Annotated in this window: 24 protein-coding genes; 15 read left to right on the top strand and 9 right to left on the bottom strand. The window is 58.7% G+C overall.

Going from position 1 to position 22,560, the window contains the following annotated elements:
- Positions 1–13: 13 nt before the first annotated feature.
- The 3 genes from shc to hpnA are packed head-to-tail and all read left to right on the top strand — an operon-like array spanning position 14 to position 3,691.
- Positions 14–1,978 (top strand): squalene--hopene cyclase, encoded by a 1,965-nt coding sequence (shc, locus tag VHE58_03185; protein ID HVS26290.1) that lies wholly within the window; start codon positions 14–16, stop codon positions 1,976–1,978.
- Positions 1,975–2,679, top strand: a complete 705-nt coding sequence (locus tag VHE58_03180) for a hypothetical protein (protein ID HVS26289.1) — start codon at positions 1,975–1,977, stop codon at positions 2,677–2,679. Before shc ends, VHE58_03180 begins: the two co-directional genes overlap by 4 nt.
- Before the next feature lie 16 nt (positions 2,680–2,695).
- The gene (hpnA, locus tag VHE58_03175) at positions 2,696–3,691 is read left to right on the top strand and encodes a hopanoid-associated sugar epimerase (protein HVS26288.1); all 996 of its coding nucleotides are present in this window, start codon (positions 2,696–2,698) and stop codon (positions 3,689–3,691) included.
- A 565-nt stretch (positions 3,692–4,256) separates the two neighbouring features.
- Here the strand turns inward: hpnA and ispG are convergent.
- Complete coding sequence (gene ispG, locus VHE58_03170; protein ID HVS26287.1) at positions 4,257–5,495, bottom strand: flavodoxin-dependent (E)-4-hydroxy-3-methylbut-2-enyl-diphosphate synthase; 1,239 nt, start codon at positions 5,493–5,495, stop codon at positions 4,257–4,259.
- A 303-nt stretch (positions 5,496–5,798) separates the two neighbouring features.
- Between ispG and VHE58_03165 the strand changes: the two genes are divergently transcribed.
- The 6 genes from VHE58_03165 to VHE58_03140 all read left to right on the top strand — a co-directional run bounded on the left by VHE58_03165 (position 5,799) and on the right by VHE58_03140 (position 11,005).
- Entirely contained in the window at positions 5,799–6,056 is a 258-nt protein-coding gene (locus tag VHE58_03165) for a hypothetical protein (protein HVS26286.1), read from the top strand.
- Between the two features lie 177 nt (positions 6,057–6,233).
- Positions 6,234–7,487 (top strand): glutamyl-tRNA reductase, encoded by a 1,254-nt coding sequence (gene hemA / locus VHE58_03160; protein HVS26285.1) that lies wholly within the window; start codon positions 6,234–6,236, stop codon positions 7,485–7,487.
- Positions 7,484–8,566 carry a peptide chain release factor 1 gene (prfA, locus tag VHE58_03155; GenBank protein HVS26284.1) on the top strand — a complete coding sequence of 361 codons (1,083 nt, stop codon included), beginning with the start codon at positions 7,484–7,486 and terminating at the stop codon, positions 8,564–8,566. Before hemA ends, prfA begins: the two co-directional genes overlap by 4 nt.
- Positions 8,566–9,411 carry a peptide chain release factor N(5)-glutamine methyltransferase gene (gene prmC / locus VHE58_03150; protein HVS26283.1) on the top strand — a complete coding sequence of 282 codons (846 nt, stop codon included), beginning with the start codon at positions 8,566–8,568 and terminating at the stop codon, positions 9,409–9,411. Before prfA ends, prmC begins: the two co-directional genes overlap by 1 nt.
- 49 nt (positions 9,412–9,460) lie before the next feature.
- Positions 9,461–9,766, top strand: a complete 306-nt coding sequence (gene grxD, locus VHE58_03145) for a Grx4 family monothiol glutaredoxin (protein HVS26282.1) — start codon at positions 9,461–9,463, stop codon at positions 9,764–9,766.
- Positions 9,767–9,880: 114 nt separating this feature from the next.
- Positions 9,881–11,005, top strand: a complete 1,125-nt coding sequence (locus VHE58_03140; GenBank protein HVS26281.1) for a zinc-dependent alcohol dehydrogenase family protein — start codon at positions 9,881–9,883, stop codon at positions 11,003–11,005.
- Positions 11,006–11,030: 25 nt separating this feature from the next.
- Here VHE58_03140 and VHE58_03135 read toward each other — a convergent pair whose 3' ends face one another.
- The 8 genes from VHE58_03135 to argH form a co-directional block, all read right to left on the bottom strand.
- Positions 11,031–11,279 carry a hypothetical protein gene (locus VHE58_03135; GenBank protein ID HVS26280.1) on the bottom strand — a complete coding sequence of 83 codons (249 nt, stop codon included), beginning with the start codon at positions 11,277–11,279 and terminating at the stop codon, positions 11,031–11,033.
- Between the two features lie 80 nt (positions 11,280–11,359).
- Positions 11,360–12,058: a hypothetical protein gene (locus VHE58_03130; protein HVS26279.1), complete on the bottom strand. Its 699-nt coding sequence runs from the start codon at positions 12,056–12,058 to the stop codon at positions 11,360–11,362.
- 104 nt (positions 12,059–12,162) lie between these two features.
- Entirely contained in the window at positions 12,163–12,702 is a 540-nt protein-coding gene (locus VHE58_03125) for a DUF924 family protein (protein HVS26278.1), read from the bottom strand.
- An 89-nt stretch (positions 12,703–12,791) separates the two neighbouring features.
- Positions 12,792–13,265: a hypothetical protein gene (locus VHE58_03120; protein ID HVS26277.1), complete on the bottom strand. Its 474-nt coding sequence runs from the start codon at positions 13,263–13,265 to the stop codon at positions 12,792–12,794.
- Between the two features lie 87 nt (positions 13,266–13,352).
- A complete protein-coding gene (locus tag VHE58_03115; protein HVS26276.1) occupies positions 13,353–13,643 on the bottom strand; it encodes a hypothetical protein in 291 nt (96 codons plus the stop codon).
- Positions 13,644–13,706: 63 nt separating this feature from the next.
- The gene (locus VHE58_03110; GenBank protein HVS26275.1) at positions 13,707–13,934 is read right to left on the bottom strand and encodes a hypothetical protein; all 228 of its coding nucleotides are present in this window, start codon (positions 13,932–13,934) and stop codon (positions 13,707–13,709) included.
- A 483-nt stretch (positions 13,935–14,417) separates the two neighbouring features.
- Complete coding sequence (locus VHE58_03105) at positions 14,418–14,855, bottom strand: hypothetical protein (protein HVS26274.1); 438 nt, start codon at positions 14,853–14,855, stop codon at positions 14,418–14,420.
- Positions 14,856–15,187: 332 nt separating this feature from the next.
- The gene (gene argH, locus VHE58_03100) at positions 15,188–16,582 is read right to left on the bottom strand and encodes an argininosuccinate lyase (protein HVS26273.1); all 1,395 of its coding nucleotides are present in this window, start codon (positions 16,580–16,582) and stop codon (positions 15,188–15,190) included.
- A 73-nt stretch (positions 16,583–16,655) separates the two neighbouring features.
- Here argH and VHE58_03095 point away from each other — a divergent pair, with 73 nt between their 5' ends.
- The 6 genes from VHE58_03095 (at position 16,656) to VHE58_03070 (ending at position 22,556) form a co-directional block, all read left to right on the top strand.
- Positions 16,656–17,669, top strand: a complete 1,014-nt coding sequence (locus tag VHE58_03095; protein HVS26272.1) for a histidine kinase — start codon at positions 16,656–16,658, stop codon at positions 17,667–17,669.
- Positions 17,666–18,421 carry a LytTR family DNA-binding domain-containing protein gene (locus tag VHE58_03090; GenBank protein HVS26271.1) on the top strand — a complete coding sequence of 252 codons (756 nt, stop codon included), beginning with the start codon at positions 17,666–17,668 and terminating at the stop codon, positions 18,419–18,421. Before VHE58_03095 ends, VHE58_03090 begins: the two co-directional genes overlap by 4 nt.
- A gap of 73 nt (positions 18,422–18,494) precedes the next feature.
- Positions 18,495–19,475 carry a hydroxymethylbilane synthase gene (gene hemC, locus VHE58_03085; GenBank protein ID HVS26270.1) on the top strand — a complete coding sequence of 327 codons (981 nt, stop codon included), beginning with the start codon at positions 18,495–18,497 and terminating at the stop codon, positions 19,473–19,475.
- Complete coding sequence (locus VHE58_03080) at positions 19,472–20,278, top strand: uroporphyrinogen-III synthase (protein HVS26269.1); 807 nt, start codon at positions 19,472–19,474, stop codon at positions 20,276–20,278. Before hemC ends, VHE58_03080 begins: the two co-directional genes overlap by 4 nt.
- A gap of 5 nt (positions 20,279–20,283) precedes the next feature.
- On the top strand, positions 20,284–21,333 hold the full coding sequence (locus VHE58_03075; protein HVS26268.1) for a uroporphyrinogen-III C-methyltransferase: 1,050 nt from the start codon (positions 20,284–20,286) through the stop codon (positions 21,331–21,333).
- Positions 21,330–22,556 carry a heme biosynthesis HemY N-terminal domain-containing protein gene (locus tag VHE58_03070; GenBank protein ID HVS26267.1) on the top strand — a complete coding sequence of 409 codons (1,227 nt, stop codon included), beginning with the start codon at positions 21,330–21,332 and terminating at the stop codon, positions 22,554–22,556. Before VHE58_03075 ends, VHE58_03070 begins: the two co-directional genes overlap by 4 nt.
- The last annotated feature ends 4 nt before the right edge of the window (positions 22,557–22,560 follow it).

The raw sequence follows: 22,560 nt of genomic DNA, 5'->3' as shown, positions 1-22,560 counted from the left end.
GGAGAAATAACGAATGCCGGAACGATACCAAGAGCTGGCAGTATCGGGCAACCCCGCCCGAGCGCACGAACACAGCAATGTGCGCTTGATCGGCACACGCCAAGCGGCGTTATGGGAAACGATCAGCGCCGCGCGCGATGCGCTGCTCGCACTGCAGCACGAAAAAGGCTACTGGTGCTTCGAGCTCGAAGCCGACTGCACTATTCCCGCCGAATACATCCTGATGATGCATTTCATGGATGAAATTGACGTTGAGCTCGAAAGAAAAATTGCGGTGTCCCTGCGCCGCAACCAGGACGCGCACGGCGGCTGGGTGCTTTATCACGGCGGCGATTTCGATATCAGCTGCTCGGTCAAGGTCTATTACGCGCTGAAGATCGCGGGCGACAGCCCGGACGCGCCGCACATGGTGAAGGCGCGCGAGGCTATCCTCGCGCATGGTGGCGCGGCGCGCTGCAATGTATTTACCCGCATCGCCCTCGCCCTGTTCGGGCAAATTCCCTGGCGCGGCGTGCCGATAGTGCCGGTGGAAATCATGCTGCTGCCGCGCTGGTTCCCGTTCCATTTGAGCAAGGTGTCCTACTGGTCGCGCACTGTGATGGTGCCGCTGGCGATTCTCTGCAGCCTGAAAGCGCAGGCCAGGAATCCGCGCGGGACAGGTATTCGCGAACTTTTCACCGTCCCCCCTGAGCAGGAAAAAAATTATTTTCCAGTGCGCTCGCGCCTGAACTGGCTGTTACTGCGTCTGGAGCGCTTTGGCAAGTTTCTGGAGCCGGCGATTCCTGGCTTCATCCGCCGCCATGCAATGAAGAAGGCCGAGCAGTGGTTTATCGAACGGCTTAACGGCGAAGACGGACTGGGCGCGATTTTCCCCGCAATGGTCAACGCGCATGAAGCGCTGGCACGGCTGGGTTATCCCGCCGACCATCCTTACCGGCAGACTACCAGGAGGGCGCTCAAGAAATTACTGGTGATCAACGAAGACTCTGCGCATTGCCAGCCGTGTTCCTCTCCGGTTTGGGATACCGCGCTTGCTGTACTAGCGCTGCATCAAGCCGAGGGTGAACAAGCCACGCCGGAGGTTTTGCGCGCGCTCGACTGGCTCAAGGAACGGCAGCTTCTCGATGAGCCTGGCGACTGGCGCGATTCAAGGCCGGAGCTTCAGGGCGGCGGCTGGCCATTTCAGTTTGGCAATGGTCATTATCCGGACATCGATGACACCGCCGCGGTGGGCTGGGCGATGCACCGGGTGGACAGAGTGCGCTACGCCGAGAGCTTGCGGCGCGCGGCGGAATGGGTGTGCGGCATGCAATCGAAGAACGGCGGCTTTGCCGCATTCGATGTCGACAATACTTATTACTATCTCAACGAAATCCCGTTTGCCGATCATGGCGCGCTGCTCGATCCGCCGACCAGCGACGTGAGCGGGCGCTGCATCGCGTTGCTGGCGCCGTTCGGCAAGTATCAGGCGGTGTGGAAGCGCTGCCTCGAATTCCTGAAGAGCGAGCAGGAAAAAAACGGTTCCTGGTTCGGCCGCTGGGGCACGAATTACCTCTACGGCACCTGGTCGGTGCTGGCGGCGCTGGAGCTTGCTCAAGAAGCGCCGGGCCAGTTGTATATCCGGCGCGCGGTGGAGTGGCTTAAACGCATGCAGCGTCCCGACGGCGGCTGGGGCGAAGGCAACGACACTTATTTCAGTCCGGAAAAAGCCGGCCAGGGCAATTCCAGCACCGCATTCCAGACGGCTTTGGCGATGCTCGCGCTGATGGCGGCGGGCGAAGCGGATGCGCCGGAAGTCGCGCGCGGCGCGGAACACCTGCTGGGTACACAACAGGCTAATGGCTTGTGGAATGATCCGGGATTCACGGCGCCAGGCTTCCCTCGCGTGTTTTATCTGAAGTACCACGGTTACGACAAGTTTTTCCCGTTGTGGGCACTGGCGCGTTACTACAATCAGCGCAGCCACCACGGAGCGTGATCGGCATCGTCGCCGCGCTGCCGCTTGAGGCGCGTTGTCTGCTGGGGAGGAAAGTCAAACCGGGCGAACGCATTTCACTTAATGACGCCGGCTGGATTCAAGTCAGCGGCATCGGCAGGGACAAAGCCCGGCGCGCGGCGCATTCCCTGCTCGATGCCGGAGCCACTGCGTTGTTGAGCTGGGGTGTCACCGGCGGGCTTGATCCCAAGTTGGGTCCGGGAACCCTGGTATTGCCCCGGCAAATCCATGCCGCGGACCAAAACCAGTTTCCGGTTGACGAAGCTTGGCGCAGCCGTATTCATACTTGCGTCGCCCGACATGTCATGGTGAGCGACGGCGCGTTGATCGAGTGTCTTTCCGTCATGACCGGCTCCGCCCAAAAACGGTCCCTGGCGCAAGCGAGCGGTGCAGTGGCGGTGGATATGGAAAGCGCGGCGATTGTGCAAGCGGCGAAGCAGGCCGGCGTGCCGTTTGTAGCGGTGCGCGCGGTGGTGGATACCGCCGACATGACCCTTCCCCGCAGCGTAATCCGCGCCAGCGACGAATACGGGCGCCTGCATCTCACCAGACTTTTATTCTCCCTGCTTGCCCACCCTGCGGATATTGGCGCGCTGATCGGGTTGGGCAAGAACTTCCGTGCGGCGCAGGCGACGCTGCAAACCATCGCCCGGCTCGCCGGCCCGAAATTGTGCTTGCAGTAGCTATTAGCGCTGTCACATGACTGCCAGTCTGGTTACCGGCGCTTCGGGTTTTGTCGGCTCGGCGCTCGCGCGCAGACTTATCGCCGCAGGACACCGCGTGAAAGTCTTGCTGCGTCCCACCAGCGACCGCCGCAACATCGAGGAGTTGCCCGTGGAAATCGCGCAGGGCAATCTCACCGACAAAGCCTCGCTTGAGCGCGCATTAGAAGGCTGTAATTCGCTGTTTCACGCCGCTGCCGATTACCGCCTGTGGACGCGCAACCCCGATGAGCTTTATCAAAGCAACGTCAACGGCACGCTTAACATCATGCAGGCGGCGCTAAAGACCGGCGTGAAACGCATCGTCTATACCAGCAGTGTCGCGACTTTGGGCTTGAATGCCGACGGCACGCCGGCGGATGAAAATACACCGGTGGCGTTCGCCGACATGATTGGGCATTACAAACGCTCGAAATTCATGGCCGAGGCGGAAGTGAAAAAGCTGGTGCAGGAGCAGGGCTTGCCCGCGGTCATCGTTAATCCCTCCACGCCGGTCGGGCCGCGCGACATCAAGCCCACACCTACGGGGCGCATGGTGCTGGATGCAGCCTGCGGTCGCACGCCGGCTTATGTGGACACCGGCCTCAATCTGGTGCATGTGGACGATGTCGCGGAAGGGCATTGGCTGGCTTATGAGCGCGGCACCATCGGCGAGCGCTACATCCTCGGCGCACGCAACATGACGCTCAAGGAAATTTTGACCGTAGTGGCGAAAATTGCCGGGCATAAACCGCCCCGTGTGAGGCTGCCCCACAATCTGGTTTTGCCGATTGCTTATCTTGCCGAAGCCTGGGCGTGGCTCACCGACGGGAGCGAGCCGCGCGCGACCGTGGATGGCGTGCGGCTTTCCAAAAAATACATGTTTTTTTCGATTGAGAAGGCGCAACGCGAACTGGGCTACCATCCGCGGGCGGTGGAACAAGCGCTGAAAGACGCGGTGGATTGGTTCCGCGCCAACGGCTATTGCGGCTAAGGAACCTCTGATTAAGTCCTTCGCGATGCGCGTTGCGGGCGAGGAACGGCAGGATGCAAGGCGCAAGGGCGAAGCGCTACTGAGTAGTAACGCAAGCCCGAGCCGCCCTCATCCTAACCTTCTCCCTGGGGGAGAAGGAACGAACGCTCCCTCTCCCGCTTGCGGGAGAGGGATGGGGTGAGGGTTCGCCGCAGACGGCCGTTCATTCGCCGCAACCCGGATGGGACGGCTGCCGCGACACGGTAAGCGAAGCTTGGGTGCGGGAGCGGCAGCATGAGCGCCCCGTTTTATTGTGTTCCTTGCGGCAGCTTGCGCCCCTTCCGGTACCAGGCCCGCCGACACGGCGTTGGCGGAGCCATCCGGAGCGGAAGGCGGGCCAATGGCGCGCTTCCCGCAAACAGCTGGCTTTGCCAGTAACGTGTCCGCGCGCCCTGCGCGAGACCGAGTCCGGGGCGCTTTCCAACCGCCGGGCTTTAGCGCTCGTCGCTTATTGGGTAACCACCCAACGGCGCTCCTCGCTTCGCGCCCGACAGCCGGAAAACACACCGTCGTGCACGCGCGGGACTTAATCAGAGGTTCCATGCTTCGCGTACCTCGCCCGCACGTAGTCTTCGACGATTTTCTGGAATTCCTCGGCGATGTTCGCGCCCTTGAGCGTCACTGTTTTTTGCCCGTCGACGAACACCGGCGCCACCGGCGTCTCCCCCGAGCCGGGCAGACTGATGCCGATGTTGGCGTGCTTGCTCTCGCCCGGTCCGTTCACCACGCAGCCCATCACCGCCACGTTCATTTCTTCCACGCCGGCATATTTCTCGCGCCATACCGGCATCTGGTTGCGCAGATAGGTTTGAATCTTGTCGGCGAGTTCCTGGAAAAAAGTGCTGGTGGTGCGGCCGCAACCGGGGCAGGCCACCACCATCGGCGTGAACGAGCGCAACCCCATCGTCTGCAGGATTTCCTGCGCCACAATGACTTCCCGGGTGCGGTCGCCGCCGGGCTCGGGCGTGAGCGAAATGCGTATCGTGTCGCCGATGCCCTGTTGCAACAAAACCGAGAGCGCCGCGGTCGAAGCAACGATGCCCTTTGAGCCCATTCCCGCTTCGGTAAGGCCCAGGTGCAGTGGATAATCGCCGCGCCGCGCCAGTTCCGAGTACACCGTAATCAAGTCCTGCACGCCGCTTACCTTGCAGGAGAGCACGATTTTGTCGTGCGCAAGGCCGATTTCCTCCGCGCGCCTGGCGTTGTCGATCGCCGAGACAATCAGCGCTTCGCGCGTGACTTCGTTGGCGTCCTTGGGCTCGGGAAGTTTCGCGTTTTCATCCATCATGCGCGTGAGCAGCGCCGGGTCGAGGCTGCCCCAGTTCACGCCGATGCGCACCGGCTTTCTGTATTTGCACGCGACCTCGATCATGGTGGCGAACTGCTCATCGCGCTTGGAGCCGCGGCCGACGTTGCCGGGGTTGATGCGGTATTTAGCTAGTGCCTCGGCGCAGCCGGGATATTCGGTGAGGAGCTTGTGGCCGTTGAAATGAAAATCGCCGATCAGCGGTACCTTGCAGCCCATTTGCTCCATGCGTCCGCGGATGGCGGGCACGGCCGCCGCCGCTTCGGCGGAATTGACGGTGATGCGCACCAGTTCCGAACCGGCTTGGGCCAGTGCGGCTACCTGTATGGCCGTGGACTCGACGTCGGCGGTATCGGTATTGGTCATCGATTGCACCACGATGGGAGCGCCGCCACCGATGGTAACCGGGCCGATGCGCACGCCGGCGCTCACACGTCTGGAAATCGTTTGCGGAGACATTTCCTTAAAAAACCCCTACACTTGGTGGCGCGGCGGCAGACCGCGCGCCCGGGAAAGTGAATCCAAATCGTAAATTTTACCGTATTTGGGGGCAGTCGGCATAAATTTGGGCGCGCGAACGGGCGAGAAGCCCGTCAACTCAACCCTTGGTGAGCACGTTACTGTTAGGAAATGCAGGGCTTTCTCGACCAAGGCACCAATCATCAGAATTCATCAATGCGCAGCTCGGTCGCATTATGAATAGTCCGGCTTGCCTGCCGGGCTAAAAAACCGGGCTTTTTGCAACTTCAGGAGATATAAACCATGACCGCTGTTAAAAAACTCACAGGTATTGCTTTGGCCGTTGCCGCGGCCGGCATGTTTGTTACTGCCGGCGTAGGTCAAGCCGTGGCGGCCGAAGGCAAAATGCACTGTGAAAGCGTGAACGCTTGCAAGGGCAAGAGCGACTGCAAGACCGCCAAGAACGCCTGCAAGGGCCAGAACGGCTGCAAGGGCACGGGCTTCGTCGCCATGACCGAAAAAGATTGCAATGCCGCCAAAGCCAAGGCCAAGGCCAAATAAAGGCTAGGTACCCGTAGTTAATCACTCAACGGACACCTTCGCTTTAACCGACGGGCGTCCGTTTTCTTTTTCCAGCGCGTATGGGCGGGCCCTGACGCAGTACTTGCGTGCCGAGCTTTTCCCAAACGCCCCAATGCTATAATACTCTCCGCTTTTTCTGTTTCTACAGGTCACGGCATGCAGTTATTTGCCTTTGGCATCAACCACCAGACCGCCCCCTTGGCCATGCGCGAGCGGGTCGCGTTTCACGCGCAAACTTTGGGTGTAGCCTTGCGGGACCTGGTGAACCGCAGGCCGGTTGCGGAAGCGGCCATCATTTCCACCTGCAACCGCACCGAGGTCTATTGCAATACGCCGGAGCCGAAAGCGGCGGTGGATTGGCTCGCCGATTACCACCATCTCAAGACCCTGAGCCTGCAACCTTATCTTTACACCCTGCCGCAGGAAAAAGCGGTGAAGCACGCCTTCCGTGTCGCCAGCGGCCTCGATTCGATGGTGCTGGGCGAGCCGCAAATCCTGGGGCAAATCAAGCAGGCGGTGCGCACCGCGGAAGAAGCGGGAACTTTGGGCCTGCTATTGCACAAACTCTTTCAGCGCTCGTTTTCGGTGGCGAAGGAAGTGCGCAGCCACACCGATATCGGGGCCTGTTCGATTTCCATGGCCGCCGCCGCCGTGCGCGTGGCCGAGCGCATCTTTCCCGCAATTGCCGAACAACATCTGCTCCTGATCGGCGCAGGCGAGATGATTGAATTGTGCGCGACCCACTTCGCGGCGCACAAACCGAAGCGCATCACGGTGGCCAACCGCACGCTGGAGCGCGCGCAAACTCTGGCGCAACGCCTCGGTGCCGAGACCATTACGCTCAATGAGCTGCCGGAGCAGCTTGCCGTCAACGACATTATCGTCACCAGCACCGCGAGCCCGTTGCCGATATTGGGCAAGGGCATGCTGGAGCGGGCGATTAAAGCGCGCAAGCATCGGCCGCTCCTCCTCATCGACCTTGCCGTGCCGCGCGATGTCGAAGCCGAAGTAGGCAAGCTCGACGATGTGTTCCTCTATACCGTGGACGACCTCGGGCACATGGTGCAAAGCGGGCTGGGCGTGCGCCATAACGCCGTGGCGCAGGCGGAAGCGATCATTGATTCCAATGTCACGAATTTCGTGCACTGGCTGGAAAGCCGAGAGCTGGTGCCGACCATCCGCGCGCTTCGCGACCACGCCGAGCGCAGCCGCAGAAAAGAATTGCAGCGCGCGCTCAGACAGCTTCAGCGCGGCGCCGACCCGCAGCAGGTGGTGGAGCAATTGAGCCAGGCGCTGCTCAACAAGTTCCTGCATGTTCCCACTCAAGCGCTGAACCACGCGGGAGCCGATGAGCGCGAACAACTGGCGGCCTTGATCAACCGCCTTTATCAGCTGCACCGATCCGAATGAAACCCAGCATCGCCGGCAAGCTCTCGCAACTCAGCAAACGCCTCGACCAACTCAACCAACTCCTAAGCCACGAGAACGCCGCCGCGGACATGGAAAATTACCGCAAGCTCACGCGCGAGCATGCGGAGATTACGCCCATCGTCGAGTTGTATCAGACCTACCGGTTGAACCAGCGTGACATCGAAGCGGCGCTGGACATGCAGTCCGACCCGCTGATGCGCGAGTTTGCCGAAGCCGAAATCCGCGAGGGAAAGGAAAAGCTCGTGCGCCTCGAAAACGAGCTGCAAAAAAAGCTCCTGCCGCAGGATCCCAACGATGAGCGCAACATTTTTCTGGAAATCCGCGCCGGCACCGGCGGCGAAGAGTCCGCCTTGTTCGCGCGGGATTTATTCCGCATGTATTCGCGCTATGCCGAGCGGCAGCGCTGGCAGGTGGAAGTGATTTCGGAAAGCCCCTCCGACATCGGCGGCTACAAGGAAATCATCGCCGAGATCATCGGCCGCGGCGCGTATTCCAAGCTTAAATTCGAATCCGGCGGCCATCGCGTGCAGCGCGTGCCGGCGACCGAAACGCAGGGGCGCATTCATACTTCCGCCTGCACCGTGGCGGTGTTGCCCGAAGTCGATGAAATTTCCGAAGTGGTGTTGAATCCCGCGGAACTGCGCATCGACACCTACCGCGCCTCCGGCGCCGGCGGGCAGCACATCAACAAGACCGATTCCGCGGTGCGGGTCACGCATTTGCCGACCGGCATCGTGGCGGAATGCCAGGACGGCCGCTCGCAGCACAAGAACAAGGCGCAGGCGCTGGCGATTCTCGCCGCGCGCATCAAGGATAAACAGTTGCGCGAGCAGCAGGCGAAGCAGGCCGCGACCCGCAAGTCGCTGATTGGCAGCGGCGACCGTTCCGAGCGCATCCGCACCTACAATTTTCCACAGGGACGCATCACCGATCACCGCATCAATCTCACGCTGCACAAGATTGATCAGATCATGGACGGCGATTTGAGCGAATTGACCGACGTGCTGATGGCCGAACACCACGCTGAGCTGCTTGCAACATTGGCCGAGGAGAATTGATGTCAGCAGTCGCGTTGGAAAAATCCATCCGCATTGCGCAAGCGCTGCGCCATACGGGCCTTGAAGCCGGCGATGCGCGGCCGCTGCTGCAGGCGGTGCTTGGGGCGGACCGTGTATTTCTCGTGGCGCATGACGATGAGCCATTGAGCCCGGGACAGGCGGCGGCCTATTACACATTCGTCAAACGCCGGCGAACGGGCGAGCCGGTGGCCTACATTCTCGGCGAGCGCGAGTTCTACGGCCTCAATTTCAAAGTGACACCGGCGGTGCTGATTCCCCGTCCTGAGACGGAACTGTTGGTTGAGCTGGCGCTGGCGCGCATCCCGCAAAACAAATCTTGCAAAGTGCTGGACCTTGGCACTGGCTGCGGCAATGTCGCGGTTGCGCTCGCCAGACATCGGCCTCTCGCACAAATCAATGCGGTGGATTATTCCGCTGCTACGCTGGAAGTGGCGAAACAAAACGCGCAAAACCTGCTGGGCGAAACGAATTCGATTCGTTTTCAGCAAAGCGACTGGTATGCTGCGTTGAATGATGAAAAATTCGATCTCATCGTTTCAAACCCGCCTTATGTCGCGGCGTCCGATCCGCATTTGCAACAGGGCGATTTGCGTTTCGAGCCGGGACCAGCGCTGCTGGCGGGAAGCGACGGGCTGGAGTGCATCAAGCACATCGCCAGCCGCGCACCGCGCCATTTGCATGGGGGCGGCTGCTTGCTGTTTGAGCATGGTTACGGTCAAGCCGAGGCCTGTCGCAGCTTGCTGGCCGCAAGCGGGTTTTTCAATTTGTTTTCCGCGGCGGATTTGGCGGGAATTCCCCGCGTTTGTGGCGGTCAGATAGCTTGAAAGCGAAAACGTTTATAATATGTCGGTTTAATTTGATGATGGAGCAGGCATGAGCGCGCAGGAACTTATCAAAAAACAGGTCACCGAGCACCCCGTGGTGCTGTATATGAAAGGCACACCGGATTTCCCGCAATGCGGCTTTTCCGCCAACATGGTGCGGATACTCCGGGCCTGCAGCGTGCAGGATTTCTTTTCGGTCAACGTGTTGGAAGACCCGGCCATCCGCCAGGGCATCAAGGAATTCACCAACTGGCCGACTATCCCGCAGCTTTACGTGAACGGCGAATTCGTCGGCGGCTCGGATATCCTGGCCGAAATGTATCAGAACGGCGAGCTGCAGAAATTGCTTAAATAATTTCTCTCATACGCAAAAAGCCGGCGCTGCCGGCTTTTTTGTTGGCCATGCGGATGCCATTAACGGTGTAATCTTCTACACTTGAATGGAAGCGTAGGTTCCCGGAGATTGCTTATGAAAATTAAAGCCGCCGTGCTGAATCAGATGGGCTCTAAACTGCCCTATGCCGCGTCCAGGCCGCTCTCGGTGGAGGACATCGAACTCGATCCGCCCGGGCATGACGAGGTGCTGGTCAGAATCGCTGCCGCCGGTTTGTGCCATTCGGATCTGTCGGTCATCAACGGCGACCGGCCGCGGCCCACCCCCATGGTGCTCGGCCATGAAGCGGCCGGAATTGTCGAAGAGTTGGGCGCGGGCGTTGATGACCTCAAGCCGGGCGACCATGTGGTGATGGTGTTCGTGCCGAGCTGCGGCCATTGCCTGCCCTGCGCCGAAGGCCGGCCTGCGCTGTGCGAGCCCGGGGCGGCGGCCAATGTCGCGGGCTCGCTCCTCTCCGGCGCGCGGCGACTCAGGCGCGGCGCAACGCTACTTAATCACCACATGGGCGTTTCGGCGTTTGCACAGTACGCCACGGTATCGCGCCGCTCGCTCGTCAAGATAGACCCGGATCTGCCGCTCGACAAAGCGGCGCTGTTCGGCTGCGCCGTGTTAACCGGCGTCGGCGCGGTGCTGAACACGGCGCGCGTCACTCCGGGCTCGACAGTAGCGGTGGTCGGGCTGGGCGGAGTGGGGCTGGCTTCCGTTCTCGGCGCGATTCTGGCCGGCGCGCGCCGAATCGTCGCCGTCGATCTTTCCGAAGACAAGCTCACGCTCGCCAAGAGCCTGGGCGCGACCGATACTTTCAACGCCGCTTCACCGGACTGCGCCGAGCAAGTACGCGCGGCAAGCGCGGGCGGCGTGGAATTCGCGATCGAATTGGCCGGGTCGGTGAAAGCGCTGGAACTCGCCTACAAAATCACGCGGCGTGGCGGGACGACGGTCACCGCAGGCCTGCCGCCGCCCACGGCCACCTTCCCGCTGCCGGCGGTGAACTTGGTGGCCGAAGAGCGCACCGTGAAAGGCAGCTACATCGGCACCTGTGTTCCAATGCGCGACATCCCGCGCTACATCGCGCTGTACCAGCAAGGACGGCTGCCGGTTGACCGGCTGTTGAGCGGGCGGCTCAAACTCGAGGACATCAATTTAGGATTTGACCGCCTGGCCGAGGGAAAAGCTGTACGCCAGGTGGTGGTGTTCTAACGCTTGGGCGGCGTGTGTCTCATGCTTACTGAATATCCGGCCAAACAATCCGAACCTGTCTCATGCAGCGGTCGAGCGCATCCCGCAAATCGGTTGAAATAATCGGGTGCTCGCGCTGAAATCGAAGCACTGCCCGTCCAAGCTCGCCGATGAACTCGGACGAGGTAGTCCAAGTTGAACTCATCAGCATTGCAATTTCGTCAGCGCCCTCGCCAAAGCCATGCTCTCGGAGTTTGGTGACCAACTCATCAAATGGGCTGAGGTTCACATTCATGGAAGAGAAGCGTGATGTTACCTAAGGCTTGTCCGTAAGAGGTGCGCTCGCCTTTTGCGCGCGTCCGCTCGAGCGTCGGATTAAGCGCGATGTTGGATTGTGGGTTCGGACGTTGTATTTCCAAGAGGTATCCGCTTTCTTTCGGGCCAGGAGGCGATCCATGCAAAAACTACGTAAAGGACCAATGCTGTGAGCGCGGCGGCGCGGTCCGAAGGAGGAGGAGGACCAAAAAAGACCGTGGCCTGTATCGGAAGCATAATAAATCCAAATAATGCCACTCCGTACTTTCCAATCCCGGAATTTGAAGTAGTCGATCGAAGATAGAGCACGATGCCTCCAAACAAGATCGCGGCTTCCAATGCAAAGGCGACAACGGGGTAATTCCAGAGACCAAATCCCATCTTTAGAGTGTCGTCATACAACGGAAGATCAGGCCGATGGACGATGAGATCCAGCACCCAGTGAGAGAACACCGCACCTGCCAAGATCAGCGCAGCCTTGGTTGAACCCTTGAAGGTCGGAATGAACCTGTATGCGGCGAACGCGAGTCCTGACCATGCGACCGCAGCTATAAGGCTATGGGTGTACGGCATGTAGTACAGGTCAAGTGGATTGGAGGCCGTGATGCCGGGTACGATCCGCGCCTTCTCAATGCCAAGCAGAACGAAAATAGCCCAGAAGACATCCACGATCTGCACGGCCACAAATAACAGCCACAGGGGGAGCGTCTTCTCCACACTCTTCGCCGCAAAACTCACACCATAATGTCCGACGAACATCTTTGCCTCTAATCGGATTAGCAGCGCCTAACGTGCGAACTCAGCGGCGCGCCGATCAAGTGCGTCCGGGTTGAGAAAATTGTTATAAGAAAATTCACTCATAATTAAAAAGAGGACCCTGCCTCTTTTAGGAAACTTATTTCCTCTTCGGTAGATTGCCGGCCCAGAATTTCATTCCTATGTGGATAACGGCCAAACCTATCAATGATGGCTTTGTGCTGGATTTCGAACTTTAAATTAGATTCCAACCCGGGTTCCTTGAATAGTTCCAAGGCGAGTTCATGGATTACAGGGGACTCGCTATGCATGAAGGGCATGTACAGAAATGCCTTTTGATCCGGGCCTAATGATTGATTCGTTTTTGCATTTATCGCTTCCTGCGCCAAAGCTAGTGCAAGCGGATCGTATGCAAACGACAAAGGAGTGCCGCGATATATATTGCGGGAAAACTGGTCCAAAACGATAACTTCTGCGAGTCTTCCCAAAGGACTGTCTCTCCAGACATATAACTCGCATTTTGTTGCCGCATTATGGATTTCCAGAAACCTGTCCGCTATCAATCGATCAAAATCACTATCTTTTTTCCACCAACATTTTGCCTCTATCTCATTAAACCAAAAATCAATAATTGCATCGTAATGCATATTGGTTTGGTCACTTACAATGTCTCAGCTCAGCGGCGCGCGCCTTTCTTGCACGCATCTCTTTCGAACGTGGTGTTAGGTGGCAGTAATTACCACCACCGCTTTGTGTCAGTCATGAATTCAAAGATCTTCACCTCGGGATGCTCGTAGTAACGAGCTAGAGCCTTATCGGTCATTCTCCAGCCAGTGTTGCGTAATCTGCAGCTCGGGTAGAGACGGTAAAGAGTTTTTAAGGGGAGCACAAAACAGCGAATAAGATTAGCGCCATCAACGACGATTGCCAAGTATGGCGAACAACCGAAAGCACGTGATGCACGCTCAGTTTTTTGCAGCTTGTCACGATCAATGCGGACATCGTCCTTCTCGCTCCCTTCGGTACGCGAACGGGATTTCACTGAAATTCCCATCCGCTCCCGACTCTTTGGGTTCTGGGCAATCAAATCAATGCCGGTGTGATCCACGCGTGCACACTCAAACCCGTACTTCGAGAGCCAATAAAGGACAAGGTGCTCAGAGAAATCACCGGTGAGTTTCGCGTGACGAGTGCTCTTCGAAATCTTCACGGAACCTTTCTGCCACCTAACGACCACGATGACCAGCCGTTTGGCAGCGCGCAGCCCGCTGCCAAACGGTCCGTGTCGATCGTGCGGTTAGATGTCGGCATGCGAACCCGCTAACGTCTTGAGCACTCCCTCCGCGTGAACGGGAGAGAGAGCATGAACGATCTTCTCGCCGACCCCTGCGGCGTCGCCAAGGAGGTTTGCGATGCGAAGTGCGGCATCGCTGAGGTCCCGCAGTTGGTCATTGACTTCAGCCAACTCGAAGACCTCCGCATACGAGAGCTTGGCGCTTCGGTGTGCGAAAAGGTTGCTTCGAAGAATCATGACTTTCGAGACGAGAGGTTTTACAGTTTCGAGAATCGACAGCCCCTGTTCGGGCACAGAAGTGGGAAGTCCTACGGAAGGGGCCTTTTCGACGAGAGTGGGTAGGTTTAGCGTGTCGCCTCACGGCTCAAAGAGCTGCGAGAGATACATCACCATCGCGACGAAATGCGCGTGCGGCTCGAAGCGGTAGAATTCCGAAAACCGGCTCATTGTCGCCAGATACTTTCCGCGAGTAGGCTTGCCTTCGTAGACCCACCAGATATCGAGAAACACGCGCGCCCGAACGGCAAGCTGCCCGGCAAGGTCGAGGTCCTCACGAAACTGGCTGCTGTTCGGGACAGCGCTCATCGCGACACTTAACGTGAAATAGACCGCCGAAAAGCGGCTTTATGATATTGCAGCATTTTGCACATATCTTAAACAATTAGTGTAGAGGCGGAATAATTTTTGTCAGTTTGGGTATTTGGTATCCCCTGTGAGCCGCCAAGTGGCGAAGCCAAAGCGGGGGAAGTCAGCGAGCACTGTCTGAGCGCGTAGCGCGAGTTGCGCAGCGCCCGGTTTGGCTGAGGAACGCAGGGGAAATCGGCGAACCGGGGGCGCGTTTTCTTTGGTGACTTTCTTTTGGCGACGCAAAAGAAAGTCACCAGCCGCCGGTCTGCCACCGGCGTTATTTCTTAAGTGGTTCGACAGGCTCACCACGAACGGCTTTTAACTAAGTTGCTTGCGGGCGCGCCGGATCGCGGGGATAAGCAGCTTGGTCCCATGGTGCCACCGTACCCCAAACTTCGGCGAAGGCTACCCTGTCATGTTCCGTTTCATGTCCACGTGGATCTACTCTGATGGAGCTTTTAATGGAAGTGGTTCTCCACGTTTTACTATCGCTACTGCCTGGGCAAACCGCTTATGATATGTTGATTCCATCATGGTGGTGAATGCGTCGAGTTTGACACGCCTTTTTGTGACTACCGTGACTTTAGTGTGGTTCGCGTCAATTTTATCAACCCATGCTCCCATGACCGCCCCATAGGAATAACCGGTTATTCCGCTGCTGGTGACCATGTATCCTTGGTCTCGGTGTTCCTCGATCGCATCCGCGCCCTCCCAGCGAAATACGGTTTTCGAAATTTCCCACGCTTGATCTGCATTTACGGGGTAAGTTTCGCTTGTGCCATCAGCCTTCGCTGTAACAACGTCACTCATTGTCGCACACCCAGCAGCAACGAAAACCAGAAGAAAGATTGCAGAAATAAGGGCTAGTTTGAATCGCATAACATCCTCCTTTGTTTCATTAGATGTTGGCAGAACTCTTCGGCCTAAGATGAAATAGCCCGCAAAAAAGCGGCTTTATATTGCCGCATTTGTTCGTATTTTTCTCATACTACATCGGAATCAAGTGCTCAAGTAATCAACTTAAACAATTGGGGGGCAGAGCGAAATAGTATTACAGCAGTTAGGGTTTTTGGTATCCCCTGTGAGTCGCCAAGTGACGAAGCCAAAACGCGAGACGGTAGGCCAAGCCCCGTTCGAGAAAGCCTTCGATCACGCTGCGCTAGGCTCAGGCCGAACGGAGGCTTTGTCGAAGGGCTCACCACGAACGGTTTCTAACTGAGTTGCTTTCTGGCGCGCTGGATCGCCGCCTTGACCTGTTTCGGCGCGGTGCCGCCGATATGGTCGCGGCTGTTCACCGAGCCTTCCAGCGTCAGCACGGAATAAACATCTTTGCCGACGAGCTTGGAAAACTGCTTGAGCTCGTCGAGTTTCAGCGCGCTCAAATCGCAGCCGCGTTTTACTGCGTAGCGCACCGCTTTCGCCACCGCTTCATGCGCATCCCGAAACGGCAGGCCTTTTTTCACCAGATAATCGGCAAGATCGGTCGCTGTGGCATGGCCTTGAGCTGCCGCCTTGCGCATCGCCTTGCGCTTGACGCTGATTGCGGGAAGCATCTCGGCGAAAATCCGCAGGCTGTCGGTCACCGTGTCCACGGCGTCGAACAGCGGTTCCTTGTCTTCCTGGTTGTCCTTGTTGTACGCGAGCGGCTGTGCTTTCATTAAGGTAAGCAGCGTCACCAGATGGCCGTTGACCCTGCCGGTCTTGCCGCGCATGAGTTCCGGCACATCCGGATTTTTTTTCTGCGGCATGATGGACGAGCCGGTGCAAAAGCGATCGGCGAGCTCGGCAAAACCGAAGCCGGGGCTCATCCACAAAATCAGCTCTTCGGCAAAGCGCGAAAGATGCGTCATAATGAGCGCTGCGCAGGCGGTGAACTCAATCGCGAAATCGCGATCGGAAACCGCGTCCAGCGAGTTTTGGCACACGCCGTCGAACCCCAGATCTTTCGCCACCCGCTGCCGGTTAATCGGGTAGCTGGTGCCGGCGAGCGCCGCTGCGCCGAGCGGAAGTTGATTTACCCGCTTGCGGCAATCGGCAAGCCGCTCCCTGTCGCGCTTCAACATTTCGAAATAAGCCAGAAGATGATGGCCGAAGGTCACCGGCTGCGCGACTTGCAAATGAGTGAAGCCGGGCATGATGGTCGCCGCGTGCTTTTCGGAGAGGTCGAGCAGCGCTTTCTGCGCGGCTTTGATGAGACCCGAAATCTCATCAATCGCCGCCCGCAAATAAAGCCGCACATCGGTTGCCACCTGGTCATTCCTGGAGCGCGCGGTATGCAGCCGCTTCCCCGCCTCGCCTGACAGCGCGGTCAACCGGCTTTCGATATTCATGTGCACGTCTTCCAGTTCCAGCCGCCAGGGGAAGACGCCCGCGTCGATTTCGGCGTGGATTTGCTTCATCCCGCGTTGAATCGCGGCGAGATCCTTGCCGCTCAAAATGCCCGCGGCATTTAGCATGCGGGCGTGCGCGAGCGACGCCTCGATGTCGAAAGGCGCAAGCCGCCGGTCGAACCCGACCGACGCGGTATAGCGTTGCGTGAGCTTGCTTACCGGTTCGCTGAATCTTCCCGACCGGGTCTTTGCGGCGCTCTTGGTTTTTTTGGGCATGACGTGCTTCTTGTCAAAAGTGGTGCACTATGTAACGCTTAGCAGCGGTAACGGCCACCCGTACGCTGCCAAAATGCGAAGTATAAATCAAAACTCCACCCCCCGTACCCTGCCGAATTTCCGCAACCTCGGCGTCCTGCTGCGCATTGTGCTGGTGGTAAACGGCGCGTGTCTGATTGCGGCGGCGCTTAAAAGCGCGTCCATCGCGCAAACCCTGCAGGAATTCACCGGCATGGTGGCGCTGGCCGAGCCGGTGCTGGTAGTGAGCCTGTTGATGCTGATGCTCGCCAATCCCTGGCTGGGTCAATTGAACTATTACCTCGGCGCCGGGCTGGTGCTGATTCTGGAATCGGCGATAACTCTCTCGATTTATTTTCTCGGCATCAGCATTTACGGCGCGGGTGACGCCGGCCCGTGGCGCTATGAGTTGTTCTGCGTCCTGTTGACGGCGGCCCTGCTTGCCTATTTCGATTTGCGCAACCGCGCGCTTTCGCCGGCGCTGTCCGAAGCGCGGCTGCAGGCGCTTCAAGCGCGCATCCGTCCGCATTTCCTGTTCAACAGCATCAACGCCGTGTTGAGCCTGATCCGCTCGGACGCGAAGCGCGCCGAGATGGCGCTGGAAGACCTTGCCGATTTATACCGGGTGCTGATGGCCGACAGCCGCGAACTTTCCACTTTGCGCGACGAAGTGGATTTGTGCCGGGGTTATTTGAGCCTGGAGAAATTGCGGCTGGGCGGTCGCCTGCAGGTGGAGTGGCACATTGATAACATGCCGGAAGATGCAAAAATACCGGCGCTGGTGTTGCAGCCGCTTTTGGAGAACGCCGTCTATCACGGCATCGAGCCGAGAACCGAGCCGGGCGTTATCAGCATCAATATTTATCTGAGCAATGACCAGGTGCATGCCGTGCTGCGCAACCCTTACCGGCGCGACGGCGGCCATCGCGTTGGCAACAAAATGGCAGTGCAGAACATTCGCGAGCGCTTGAGCCTGCATTTTGACGTGGAGGCGAGCTTCACCGCCACGGAGCGCAGCGGTTCCTACGAGGTGCACATCGTCATTCCCTATTTGCGTGCGGAAAAATGACCGACCCCATGCGCATCATGATCGTGGACGACGAAGCGCCGGCGCGCAACCGCCTCAAAGAGCTGCTCGCCGATTGCGCGGAAAGCTTCCCCCATGTGGTGGTGGCGGACGTGGCGAATGGCCGCGAAGCGCTGGATTTGATTTCGCGCGAACCGGCAGACTTGTTGCTGCTCGACATCCGCATGCCGGAAATGGACGGCATCGAGGTCGCGCGCCATCTGTTAAAGCTGGAGCCGATACCCGCCATTATTTTCACCACCGCCTTCGATGTCTACGCGATTCAGGCGTTCGAAGTCAACGCGGTGGATTATCTGCTCAAGCCCGTGCGCGGCGAACGGCTGCTCGCCGCTTTGCAGAAAGCGCAACTGGGCCATCCGCCGAAGCAGGCACAGCTGCAGCAATTGGCAAGGCAGCCGCGCACCAACTTGAGCGTACAGGAGCGCGGCAAAATCATACTGGTTCCGGTTGCCGACATCATCTATCTCAAGGCCGAATTGAAATATGTGACGATACGCACCGCGGCGCGCGAGTATTTGCTGGAGGAACCGCTCACCAGCCTGGAAGAGGAATTCGCGGCACGCTTCATCCGCGTCCACCGCAGCTGCCTGGTGGCGAAGGACAGCATCACCGGATTTGACAAAGTAACCGAGGAAGGCAACGAGCCGTACTGGGTGGTGGTGCTGAAGGGGGTGGAAGAAAAACTGCCGGTGAGCCGCCGCCAGCAGTACCTCGTCAAGGAATTCACGCGCTAGGAACCTCTGATTAAGCCCCTCGCGTAGCGCGTTGCGGACGAGGGTGCATGTTAAAATAGTCGCGGAAACTTTCTTGAGCCTCACCCGTGCGCCAGAAAACATTTTGAGCCCATCTCCCTCAACCACCGTTCCTGCCAAAATTGTCATCGCCTCGCGTGAAAGCGCGCTTGCGCTGTGGCAGGCGCGTTTCATTCATACCCGACTCAGCGCGCTCTACCCAAAACTCGAGATCAGGATTCTCGGCATGACCACGCAAGGCGATACGCTGCTGGACGCGCCACTCGCCAAAATCGGCGGCAAGGGTTTGTTCGTGAAGGAACTGGAGCAGGCTTTGCAGGAAGGACGCGCGGACATTGCGGTGCATTCAATGAAAGACCTGCCGATGCGTCTGCCTTCAGGTTTTACTCTGGCGGCCATCACCGAGCGCGAGGATCCGCGCGATGCGTTCGTGTCGAACCGTTACAAATCGCCTGCCGAATTGCCTGCGGGCAGCGTGGTCGGCACCTCCAGCCTGCGAAGGGAAAGCCAGCTGCGCGCGTGCTTTCCGCATCTCGAGGTGAATTCGCTGCGCGGAAATGTCGGCACGCGCCTCAAGAAACTCGATGAAGAGCGTTATGCCGCCATTATTCTTGCGGCAGCCGGGCTCAAGCGCCTCGGATTGGAAAGCCGCATAACCGCATTATTAAGTCCCGAGCAAAGCCTGCCGGCGCCGGGACAAGGCGCGCTGGGAATTGAATGCTTGGCCTCCCGCCGGGATCTGCTTGAGTTGCTGCGGCCCTTGAATCACCAGCAAACCGCGCTATGCGTCAGCGCCGAGCGCGCCATGAGCCGGGCGCTTTCCGGCAGTTGCCAGGTGCCGCTGGGCGGTTACGCCGAAATCCAAAATGATGAAATCTGGCTGCGCGGCTTTGTCGCGACCCCGGACGGCCGCCGCCTGATCCGCGCGGAAAAACGCGGAAAATGCGGGCAGCCGGAAGCGCTGGGCGAATCGCTGGCGCAGGAATTAAAAGCCAAAGGCGCGGCCCAAATCCTCGCCGAACTGGAAAGCGCATGATTGATGTCCGCTCTAAATCGGCGCCGTCTAAATCCGCGTTGGCGGGACGCAATATCGTGGTGACGCGGCCGGCGGGGCAGGCACATCGGCTTGCGGATTTAATCCGCGCCGCCGGCGGTTGCGCTGTCCTGTTTCCGGCGCTGGAAATCCGGGACGTGGCCGACACACAACCGTTGGAGCGGCTCGTCGCGCGGCTCGAGGAATTTGACCTCGCTATTTTCGTGAGCGCCAACGCGGTGAACAGGGCGATGAGCTTGATTGCCGTGCGGCGTGCACTGCCGGCAAAGCTCAAATTCGCAACCGTCGGCGCAGGCAGCCTGAGGGAATTGCAGCGCTTTGGCGTGAAAGAAGCGATTTGCCCCGCGTCGCGTTTTGACAGCGAAGCTCTTCTCGAACTTCCGCAATTGCGTGACGTGAACGGAAAGCGCGTGGTGATTTTTCGCGGGCAGGGCGGACGCGTGCTTCTCGCGGACACGCTCACTGAGCGCGGCGCTAAAGTCGAATACGCGGAATGCTATCGGCGTGTCAAGCCTGCGGCGGATGCGGCGACATGGTTGGAGTTGTGGCAAAAGCATGCGCCGGATGCGGTCACCGTGACGAGCAGCGAAGGTTTGCGCAATCTTTTCGAGATGGCCGGGCAGAAAGGACAGAATATGCTGATAAAATCAAACCTCTTCGTGCCGCATCCGCGCATTGCCAAAGTGGCGCGTGCGCTGGGGCTGGATAATGTCATCGTAACGGCTGCAGGTGACGAAGGTTTGGTGCAAGGCTTGATCGAGTGGTTTGACGCCGAAGCGCAATAAAGTTCATGAGTGAAAATCCGCAATCTGAAACTATGCCGGTAGAGGCGACGGCGCCCGACACCAAAGCGCTAAGACGCCTGAACCTGGCGCTCATCGCCGCGCTTATGGCCGCGGCGCTAATGGGCTGGCTGTGGTATGACACGCGCGGCCAGATAGTAGCATTGCAGCAGGAGTTCGCTAAGCGCTTGGCTGAGACCGATGGCATCGTCAAGGACAACCGCGCCATCGTCAAGGACACGCAGGAAGCGGTGCGCGAAACGCAGGTGAAGCTGGGTTTGCTGGAAAGCAAGCTCGCCGAGTCGCAAAACCAGCAAGTCGCTATGGAAGCGCTGTATCAGGAGCTCTCGCGCAACCGCGATGAATGGGCGCTCGCCGAAGTCGAGCAGATACTCAACATTGCGAGCCAGCAATTGCAGCTCGCCGGCAACGTCAAGGCGGCCTTGATTGCGCTGCAGGCGGCGGAAGCGCGATTGCAGCGCGTCGACCGCCCGCAGCTCATCCCGCTGCGCAAAGTCATTAACAAGGACATCGAACGCCTGAAGGCCGTGCCTTACGTGGACTCGGCGGCCATCAGCGTGCGCCTCGACAATTTGAATGCCGCTGTCGACACGTTGCCGCTAGCCATGGATGTACGCCCGCGTTCGGACCAATCCGAAGCAGCACAACAGGCTGCGCAGAACGCGTGGCTTAAATTCGCGCGCGAAATCTGGCAGGATATGAAACAATTGGTGCGCATCCAGAATACTGCCGAGCATGAAATTCCGCTTCTCGCGCCCAACCAGGTGTTTTTCCTGCGCGAGAACTTGAAGTTGAGACTCCTGAGCGCGCGCCTGGCGTTGATGCTGCACGATGAAGTGAGCTACAAGGCCGACTTGGCTTCCGCGCAGGAGTGGCTCACCCGCTATTACGACGACAGCGCCAAGGTCACCAAGGTTATGCTGGGGAGCCTGCAACAGCTACAGGAAAGCCCCATCAGCATCGAACTGCCCGATATTACCGCGAGTCTCGAGGCGGTGCGCAAGTTCAAGCTCGGTCGCGACAAGGCAGCACGGTGAAAGCCCTGTTCTGGCTGATTGCGATTTTTGCCCTCGCGGTGGGGCTCACGCTCGCGTTCGGCTTCAGCAATGGCTATGTGCTGGTGGTTCAATCGCCCTACCGCATAGAGCTGTCGCTCAATCTGGCGATACTGCTGCTGCTTGGCGCATTCATCGTCGTTTATTTCCTGGTGCGCCTTGCCGTGCATACCCTGCGCCTGCCGGCGCAGGTACGCGCCTATCGTCTGCGCCGCCGCGGCGAAAAAGCGCGCCAAGCATTTGCAGAGGCCTTGAGGCATTTTTTCGAGGGCCGTTACGGCAAGGCGGAAAAAGCGGCGGCCAACGCGCTGGAACTTGGCGAATCGCCGGGATTGACGGCCCTGCTTGCCGCGCGCGCGGCGCATGAAGTAAAAGCTTTCGAAAAGCGCGACGAGTATCTGGCCAAAGCGGAAAAAGAAGCGCCCGATGTCGCCACGGCGCGCGTGATTATAAAAGCCGAAATGCTGCTCGACCAGCGCCGTCCCATAGAAGCGCTGGATTTGCTTTGGTCGCTCAATAAAGACTCCTCGAAAAAGCACGTAGCGGCGCTGCGGCTCGAACTTCGCGCGCAGCAGCAGGCGAAAAACTGGGAACAGGTGCTGCAACTCATCGCGCAACTAGAAAAACGCGGCGTCTATGATGAGACTCAAGCGCGGGGAATGCGGTTGTATGCCACGCAGGAAAACCTCAAACGCCAAGCGGGGGATGTGCGGGCGCTGAAGGAATACTGGCGGAAGATTCCTTCGACCGACAAGAAAAACCTTCGCGTCGCCGCCACCGCTGCGCGCTGCTTCATGGCGCTCGGCGGCTGCCGCCTGGCGCATGAAATCATCGAGGAAAGCCTGGAAAATGAATGGGACAGCGATTTGATTTGCCATTATTCCGAATGCCTGGGCCAGGATGCGGAAACACTCAAGCAAATCCAGCGCGCCGAAAGCTGGCTCATTTCCCACCGCCGCGATGCGTGTTTGTTGCTGACCCTCGGCAAGCTGTGCGTGCATCAGGCGCTGTGGGGCAAGGCGCAAAGTTATCTCGAAGCCAGCATCAGCGTCGAGCCAACCCCCACCGCGCATCGTGAACTTGCAAAGCTGTACGAAAAGACCGGCCGGAACGAAGCCGCCAGCGTGCATTACCGCAAAAGCCTGGATTTGGCATTCCGTCAGCTAGGCAACGTCACTGGCGGCAGGCGTAAGGCAGCGCTTTGATTTT

It is taken from the genome of Burkholderiales bacterium (assembly GCA_035543335.1).
GTDB lineage: Bacteria > Pseudomonadota > Gammaproteobacteria > Burkholderiales > JAHFRG01 > JAHFRG01.
Note: the sequence above shows the minus strand (reverse complement) of the source record. Positions and strands in the feature narration are given on the sequence as shown.

What these genes read in the sequence shown, in the direction of transcription:
- VHE58_03165 (HVS26286.1), top strand. Translation starts at nt 5,799, where the DNA reads ATGACCGCTGTTAAAAAACTCACAGGTATTGCTTTGGCCGTTGCCGCG.
- prmC (HVS26283.1), top strand. Translation starts at nt 8,566, where the DNA reads ATGTCAGCAGTCGCGTTGGAAAAATCCATCCGCATTGCGCAAGCGCTG.
- hpnA (HVS26288.1), top strand. Translation starts at nt 2,696, where the DNA reads ATGACTGCCAGTCTGGTTACCGGCGCTTCGGGTTTTGTCGGCTCGGCG.
- VHE58_03105 (HVS26274.1), bottom strand. Translation starts at nt 14,855, where the DNA reads ATGCGATTCAAACTAGCCCTTATTTCTGCAATCTTTCTTCTGGTTTTC.
- hemA (HVS26285.1), top strand. Translation starts at nt 6,234, where the DNA reads ATGCAGTTATTTGCCTTTGGCATCAACCACCAGACCGCCCCCTTGGCC.
- argH (HVS26273.1), bottom strand. Translation starts at nt 16,582, where the DNA reads ATGCCCAAAAAAACCAAGAGCGCCGCAAAGACCCGGTCGGGAAGATTC.
- VHE58_03090 (HVS26271.1), top strand. Translation starts at nt 17,666, where the DNA reads ATGACCGACCCCATGCGCATCATGATCGTGGACGACGAAGCGCCGGCG.
- VHE58_03125 (HVS26278.1), bottom strand. Translation starts at nt 12,702, where the DNA reads ATGCATTACGATGCAATTATTGATTTTTGGTTTAATGAGATAGAGGCA.
- VHE58_03080 (HVS26269.1), top strand. Translation starts at nt 19,472, where the DNA reads ATGATTGATGTCCGCTCTAAATCGGCGCCGTCTAAATCCGCGTTGGCG.
- VHE58_03110 (HVS26275.1), bottom strand. Translation starts at nt 13,934, where the DNA reads ATGAGCGCTGTCCCGAACAGCAGCCAGTTTCGTGAGGACCTCGACCTT.
- VHE58_03075 (HVS26268.1), top strand. Translation starts at nt 20,284, where the DNA reads ATGAGTGAAAATCCGCAATCTGAAACTATGCCGGTAGAGGCGACGGCG.
- shc (HVS26290.1), top strand. Translation starts at nt 14, where the DNA reads ATGCCGGAACGATACCAAGAGCTGGCAGTATCGGGCAACCCCGCCCGA.
- ispG (HVS26287.1), bottom strand. Translation starts at nt 5,495, where the DNA reads ATGTCTCCGCAAACGATTTCCAGACGTGTGAGCGCCGGCGTGCGCATC.
- VHE58_03130 (HVS26279.1), bottom strand. Translation starts at nt 12,058, where the DNA reads ATGTTCGTCGGACATTATGGTGTGAGTTTTGCGGCGAAGAGTGTGGAG.
- grxD (HVS26282.1), top strand. Translation starts at nt 9,461, where the DNA reads ATGAGCGCGCAGGAACTTATCAAAAAACAGGTCACCGAGCACCCCGTG.
- prfA (HVS26284.1), top strand. Translation starts at nt 7,484, where the DNA reads ATGAAACCCAGCATCGCCGGCAAGCTCTCGCAACTCAGCAAACGCCTC.
- VHE58_03135 (HVS26280.1), bottom strand. Translation starts at nt 11,279, where the DNA reads ATGAATGTGAACCTCAGCCCATTTGATGAGTTGGTCACCAAACTCCGA.
- VHE58_03140 (HVS26281.1), top strand. Translation starts at nt 9,881, where the DNA reads ATGAAAATTAAAGCCGCCGTGCTGAATCAGATGGGCTCTAAACTGCCC.
- VHE58_03095 (HVS26272.1), top strand. Translation starts at nt 16,656, where the DNA reads ATGCGAAGTATAAATCAAAACTCCACCCCCCGTACCCTGCCGAATTTC.